Origin of the sequence: Pseudomonas frederiksbergensis (assembly GCF_017114915.1) — a bacterium.
GTDB lineage: Bacteria > Pseudomonadota > Gammaproteobacteria > Pseudomonadales > Pseudomonadaceae > Aquipseudomonas > Aquipseudomonas frederiksbergensis_I.
In genome coordinates, this window is sequence record NZ_JAAUOE010000004.1 from 110896 (window position 1) to 116895 (window position 6000).

Genomic DNA, 6000 nt, shown 5'->3' on the forward strand with positions numbered 1-6000 from the left:
ACCGGCCTCACTGAGGCCGGTTTTTTTATGGGCGGGATAAACCGGCGACAGGCATCAGTCGTTGTAGTCTTCCCAGCCGCCCATTTGTTTCCAGCGATTGACGATGCCGCAGAACAGCTCAGCAGTCTTCTCGGTGTCGTAGCGAGCCGAATGAGCCTCGCGACCGTCGAAGTCGATGTCCGCTGCCTGACAGGCCTTGGCCAGTACGGTTTGACCGTAGGCCAGACCGGCGAGGGTCGCGGTGTCGAAGCTGGAGAACGGGTGAAACGGGTTGCGTTTCATGTCCAGGCGCGCGACAGCGGCGTTGAGGAACCCCAGGTCGAAGCTGCTGTTGTGCCCGACCAGAATCGCCCGTTTGCAGCCATTGGATTTCAGGGCCTTGCGCACGCCGCGGAAGATGTCGGTCAGGGCCGCTTCTTCGCTCACCGCCATGCGCAACGGGTGATCGAGCTTGATCCCGGTGAATTCCAGGGCTGCCGCTTCGATGTTGGCGCCTTCGAAAGGCTCTACCCGGAAGAAGTAGGTGTGATCGGGATACACAAACCCTTTTTCGTCCATGGCGATGGTGGTTGCAGCAATTTCCAGCAGAGCGTCAGTGGCCGAGTTGAAGCCACCGGTTTCTACGTCGACGACAACCGGCAGGTAACCACGGAATCTGGCAGCCATTGGATGACGAGGACCACCTCCACCACCTTGACCGTCCTGTTCGTCGTCGAAATGGTCTTCACTCACGCGTGTTCCTCCAGCAGGCGCCAGCGCAGTTTTTCACCGGCGCGCAGCGGGATTACGGTCAGCTCGCCAAACGGCAGGCTGGTTGGGGCGGTCCACTCGTCGCGAACCAGGGTGATGCGATCAGTGTTCGCCGGCAGGCCGTAGAAACGCGGGCCATTGAGGCTGGCGAAAGCTTCGAGCTTGTCCAGCGCATTACGCTGTTCGAAGGCTTCGGCATACATCTCGATCGCGGCATAAGCGGTGTAGCAACCGGCGCAGCCGCAAGCCGCTTCCTTGGCGTGCTGGGCATGGGGCGCCGAGTCGGTGCCGAGGAAGAACTTGTCGCTGCCACTGGTGGCAGCGTCGAGCAGGGCTTCCTGGTGGGTATTGCGCTTGAGGATCGGCAGGCAGTAGAAGTGCGGCCGAATCCCGCCCACCAGCATGTGGTTGCGGTTGTACAGCAGGTGGTGCGCGGTGATGGTTGCACCGACATTGGCCGAAGCCGCGTTGACGAACTGCACGGCATCGGCGGTGGTGATGTGTTCGAACACCACTTTGAGCGTCGGGAAACGCTCGACCACGCGACGCATGTGCTCATCGATGAAGATTTTTTCCCGATCGAAAACGTCGACATCGCCACGGGTGACTTCACCGTGAACCAGCAAGGGCATCCCGACTTCGGCCATGGCCTCGAGTGCAGGGAAGATCTTGTCGATGCTGGTGACGCCAGAATCCGAGTTGGTGGTCGCGCCGGCCGGGTACAGCTTGGCGGCGTGAATGAAACCGCTGGCCTTGGCCTCACGAATTTCTTCGGGCTGGGTGCGGTCGGTCAGGTACAGCACCATCAGCGGTTCAAAACGGCTGCCGGCCGGACGCGCGGCGAGAATCCGCTGGCGATAGCCATCGGCTTCAGCAGCGTTGCGCACCGGAGGTACCAGGTTGGGCATGATGATGGCGCGACCAAAGGTGCGCGCGACATCCGCGACAGTATTGGTCAACACGGCACCATCGCGAAGATGAATGTGCCAGTCGTCGGGACGCAGCAGGGTCAGGCGGTCGGACATGAGGGGATTCCAGGCGGGTCAAACTCAGGGGAATGCTACCGGAAAAGACTCTTGCAGGCACTCGCTATCAAGTTTTGCGGCAAGCTTCCGATACCCAACAGGCAGGCCGTGAATATGTGTGCCGGTCTTTTTGTCGTAGAAGCCAGTGGAGCCTCCCGTGCGCCAGCGTTATTTAGCCTTGCTCAGTGTGTTTGCCAGCCTTCCCGCGATGGCGCTCACTTTCCAGACCCGTCTGGAGAGCATCGAGTGGACGGTCGAAGGTGACAAGTTTGAATGCCGCCTGACTCAACCGATCACTGATTTCGGTTCGGGTGAGTTCGTGCGTCGCGCCGGCGAGCAGGCGACATTTCGTCTGAAGGCCTACAACGCGATGATCGGCGGCGGTTCCGCGACCCTGTTGGCGGCTGCCGCGCCTTGGCAGCCAGGGCGTGGCGACATCAACCTGGGTACGGTAAGAATCGGTAGTGGCAACGTGCTGTTCAACAGCTCGCAAGTTCAGGCCGGGCGCCTGATCAGCGGGTTGATGGATGGCCGCAGCCCGGTCGTTCGACACTCCTCGGGCGACGGTCGGGTGTCTGAAGTTCGTCTGTTGCCGGTCAAGTTCAGCAAGGCCTATGGTGACTATCAGGGATGCGTGGCCAAGTTGTTGCCACAGAATTTCGAGCAAGTGAAACAATCCGAGGTCGGCTTTCCGGGGGAGGGTATCGATCTTGATGCCAGGGCCAAGTCCCAGTTGCAGGTCATGCTGGAATTCATGAAGGCCGATCCGACGGTCAACCATATTGAACTCGACGGCCATTCCGACAACAGCGGCAACCGCCTGACCAACCGGGAACTGTCACGCCGCAGGGCGCTGGCCGTGATGGATTTCTTCAAGGCCAACGGTGTCCAGGAGTCGCAGATCACCTTGCGTTTTCACGGTGAGCGCTATCCGCTGGCGCCGAACACCAATGCCGCCAACCGGGCGAAGAACCGCCGGGTTGCCGTACGCCTGGAACGGGTTGCCCCGACCGAAAAACCGGCGTCTCAAGCCACTGCCGCCGCAAGCGGCGCGACGACCTCCTGAACCTGCTGAAATCGTCGCCCCCTCGACATAATCTGTCGCTTCGTCGTCATAAGCTGTCGCGCCTCTGTAAATTATTCTGCATGGGCGGTAGACTTGACGGCTTTCCGTAGAACCCCGTGGAGTGATGGCATGGCGGACGTAAACAAGGTCGTTCTGGCGTATTCCGGCGGCCTGGACACTTCGGTGATCCTCAAGTGGCTGCAGGATACTTATAACTGTGAAGTAGTGACCTTCACCGCTGACCTGGGTCAGGGCGAAGAGGTCGAACCGGCCCGCGCCAAGGCACAGGCCATGGGCGTAAAAGAAATCTACATCGACGATCTGCGCGAAGAGTTCGTGCGCGATTTCGTGTTCCCTATGTTCCGCGCCAACACCGTTTACGAAGGCGAGTACCTGCTGGGTACTTCCATCGCTCGTCCGTTGATCGCCAAACGCCTGATCGAAATCGCCAACGAAACCGGCGCCGACGCCATTTCCCATGGCGCGACCGGCAAGGGCAACGACCAGGTTCGTTTCGAACTGGGCGCCTACGCCTTGAAACCAGGCGTAAAAGTGATCGCTCCATGGCGCGAGTGGGACCTGCTGTCCCGTGAGAAGCTGATGGATTACGCCGAGAAGCACGCGATTCCGATCGAGCGTCACGGCAAGAAAAAATCCCCGTACTCGATGGATGCCAACCTGCTGCACATCTCCTATGAAGGCGGCGTGCTGGAAGACACCTGGACCGAGCACGAAGAAGACATGTGGCGCTGGACTGTCTCCCCGGAGAAGGCTCCTGACAAACCACAGTACCTGGAACTGACCTATCGCAACGGCGACATCGTCGCACTGGACGGCGTCGAAATGACCCCGGCCACCGTGCTGGCGACCTTGAACCGTATCGGTGGCGAACACGGTATCGGCCGTCTGGACATCGTCGAAAACCGTTATGTCGGCATGAAGTCCCGTGGCTGCTATGAGACCCCGGGCGGCACCATCATGCTGCGCGCTCACCGTGCGATCGAATCGATCACTCTGGACCGCGAAGTGGCTCACCTCAAAGACGAGCTGATGCCTAAATACGCCAGCCTGATCTACACCGGTTACTGGTGGAGCCCTGAGCGTCTGATGCTGCAACAGATGATCGACGCTTCCCAGGCCCATGTGAACGGCGTAGTGCGCCTGAAACTGTACAAAGGCAACGTGATTGTCACCGGTCGCAAGTCCGACGAGTCGTTGTTCGATGCCAACATCGCGACCTTCGAAGAAGATGGCGGCGCCTACAACCAGGCCGATGCGGCGGGCTTCATCAAGCTCAATGCCTTGCGCATGCGTATCGCAGCGAACAAAGGCCGGAAGCTGTTCTGAGACCTTTGAGGCGGTGATGCAATTGTGGCCTTGTCGATGACAAGGCCACAATTCTGAAAAGGGGGCTGCTGCATATTGCGTTTCGCTTTCTTCTTGTTTCTGCTGACTCTTCCTTCTGCTTCCTGTCCCTGATCTCGCTTCAAGGGCTGCCTTCTGCTGTGCGACAGATCAAAATCTGTCCATCATCGTTATGCCATGTGAACTCAAATTGTAAGCAATACAGAATGTTGCGCTGTTGAGTTTCTTTATTTGTTTCCAATGCTTGAGCGCGTTTTCCTTCAGTAATACCTCTGAATCGGCGCACGTGAGAAAGACGATCACTCGTGCGGGATTATCCGGAGGGTGCTGGATACTCTCTAGCAAGGCGCTGAACGCCATTTTTTTGTTGATCCGCCGTGCGTCTATGATGTGCAGGCCTTTTAAGTGTTCCAGCAGGTGTTCAGGCTGCTGGGTCGAGCTTTCGGACGGTACTCTGCAAGTGCTATTTCCTGGCCGGTCAGCGTTGTCCATGACTTTTATGAAATGTTTTCCCTTCTCGAAATCGGTGGGCGCGTAAAGCGATCGATAGTTGAAGTTGAGCGTGATGAAAAAAAGGAAAAGCAAATAAAAGGGAAAGCTGATCAAAAACCAGACATAAAGCTCTCTCTCCTTATTGTCAAGAAAGGGTAGGGATACAGCGGCGGATGTTTCAGACAGTGCTGCAAATATCGCAATGATTGTCATGGGGTTGGTGATTTTGTTTTTGAGTTTTATCATGTTTTCTGCTCATGAAATATTATCTTTTCTCGGTTTGTTTATAGGGGTGTCCCGGAGGTGATGACGAATGTGAAGTTTCTCTGTTGTTGTGTGGAGTCCATTTTTTAGTAGTTGAGATTAGTATAGTAGCCGTGTTTTTCTTGGGTCGGATATGGCTATTTGTTTTTTTTGAAGTTGTGCAGGTTTGTTTTGTTGGTTAAGTGTTGCAGTGTGTGAGTTTTTTTTTGAAATGTTCAAACCGAGTGTCGGAGAGGGCCGGAAAATACCCGTTACTTTCAATGGTAGCTCGATAGCTGATGTCTGTCGGATTACGAGTGGCCGGCCCTGTTCTTCTGTTCCGTGGTTGTAAATCGACACAAAAAAATTGTCGAAGTGCTGAGCAACGCTTGGCCAGTAAAATTATTGGCCCAGCGTGCGCAATGATTTTTTGTAGGAATAATCCGTGTTGTTTGTAGGCTATGTCTCTCGGTGCGAGTGGCCGGGGGGGGCGGCATGCCATGGGTGAAACGACTAGGCTATGGTGCGGGCTCTAGAAATTCGAACAGCGAAAATTGGACTTGCCCATGAATAAAGTGCTGATCGTGGATGATCACCCCGTCATTCGTCTTGCGGTACGTATGCTAATGGAACGTCATGGCTACGAAGTCATTGCAGAAACAGATAATGGTGTGGACGCATTACAACTTGCCCGTGAACTTATGCCGGACATTGTCATTCTGGATATTGGAATACCGAAACTGGATGGGCTGGAAGTTATTGCGCGTCTGACATCGGCAGCAATGCCTCTTAAAGTGTTGATATTGACCTCCCAGGCACCAGGGCATTTTTCCATGCGTTGCATGCAATCGGGTGCCGCCGGGTATGTTTGTAAACAACAGGATCTCACTGAGTTGCTCAGTGCAATCAAAGCCGTGCTGTCAGGTTATAGCTATTTTCCCAATCAGGCACTGCATACCGTGCGCTCCAGTCTTGGAAACGCCAGTGAAGCCGATATGGTGGACCGTCTGTCCGGTCGGGAAATGATGGTCCTGCAACAGTTGGCCCGAGGAAAGACAA

Annotated in this window: 6 protein-coding genes; 3 read left to right on the top strand and 3 right to left on the bottom strand. The window is 56.0% G+C overall.

Annotated features, from left to right (window positions below):
* Nucleotides 1–54: 54 nt before the first annotated feature.
* Entirely contained in the window at nt 55–732 is a 678-nt protein-coding gene (gene rnt / locus HCU66_RS04765) for a ribonuclease T (protein ID WP_205887389.1), read from the bottom strand.
* Entirely contained in the window at nt 729–1775 is a 1047-nt protein-coding gene (gene pyrC, locus HCU66_RS04770; RefSeq protein WP_205887390.1) for a dihydroorotase, read from the bottom strand. Before pyrC ends, rnt begins: the two co-directional genes overlap by 4 nt.
* Before the next feature lie 157 nt (nt 1776–1932).
* Between pyrC and HCU66_RS04775 the strand changes: the two genes are divergently transcribed.
* Both HCU66_RS04775 and HCU66_RS04780 read left to right on the top strand, forming a co-directional pair.
* On the top strand, nt 1933–2841 hold the full coding sequence (locus HCU66_RS04775) for an OmpA family protein (RefSeq protein WP_205887391.1): 909 nt from the start codon (nt 1933–1935) through the stop codon (nt 2839–2841).
* Nucleotides 2842–2970: 129 nt separating this feature from the next.
* Nucleotides 2971–4188, top strand: coding sequence for an argininosuccinate synthase (locus HCU66_RS04780; protein ID WP_020799894.1), 1218 nt, complete (start codon nt 2971–2973; stop codon nt 4186–4188).
* 168 nt (nt 4189–4356) lie between these two features.
* Here HCU66_RS04780 and HCU66_RS04785 read toward each other — a convergent pair whose 3' ends face one another.
* Complete coding sequence (locus HCU66_RS04785) at nt 4357–4944, bottom strand: hypothetical protein (protein ID WP_205887392.1); 588 nt, start codon at nt 4942–4944, stop codon at nt 4357–4359.
* Nucleotides 4945–5507: 563 nt separating this feature from the next.
* Here HCU66_RS04785 and HCU66_RS04790 point away from each other — a divergent pair.
* Nucleotides 5508–6000 (top strand): response regulator (locus HCU66_RS04790; RefSeq protein ID WP_241015365.1); only part of this gene is annotated, 493 nt, incomplete at its 3' end.

Bases quoted from the DNA above. Each gene is read 5' to 3' on its own strand.
- pyrC (WP_205887390.1), bottom strand. From the start codon at position 1,775: ATGTCCGACCGCCTGACCCTGCTGCGTCCCGACGACTGGCACATTCAT.
- HCU66_RS04785 (WP_205887392.1), bottom strand. From the start codon at position 4,944: ATGATAAAACTCAAAAACAAAATCACCAACCCCATGACAATCATTGCG.
- HCU66_RS04780 (WP_020799894.1), top strand. From the start codon at position 2,971: ATGGCGGACGTAAACAAGGTCGTTCTGGCGTATTCCGGCGGCCTGGAC.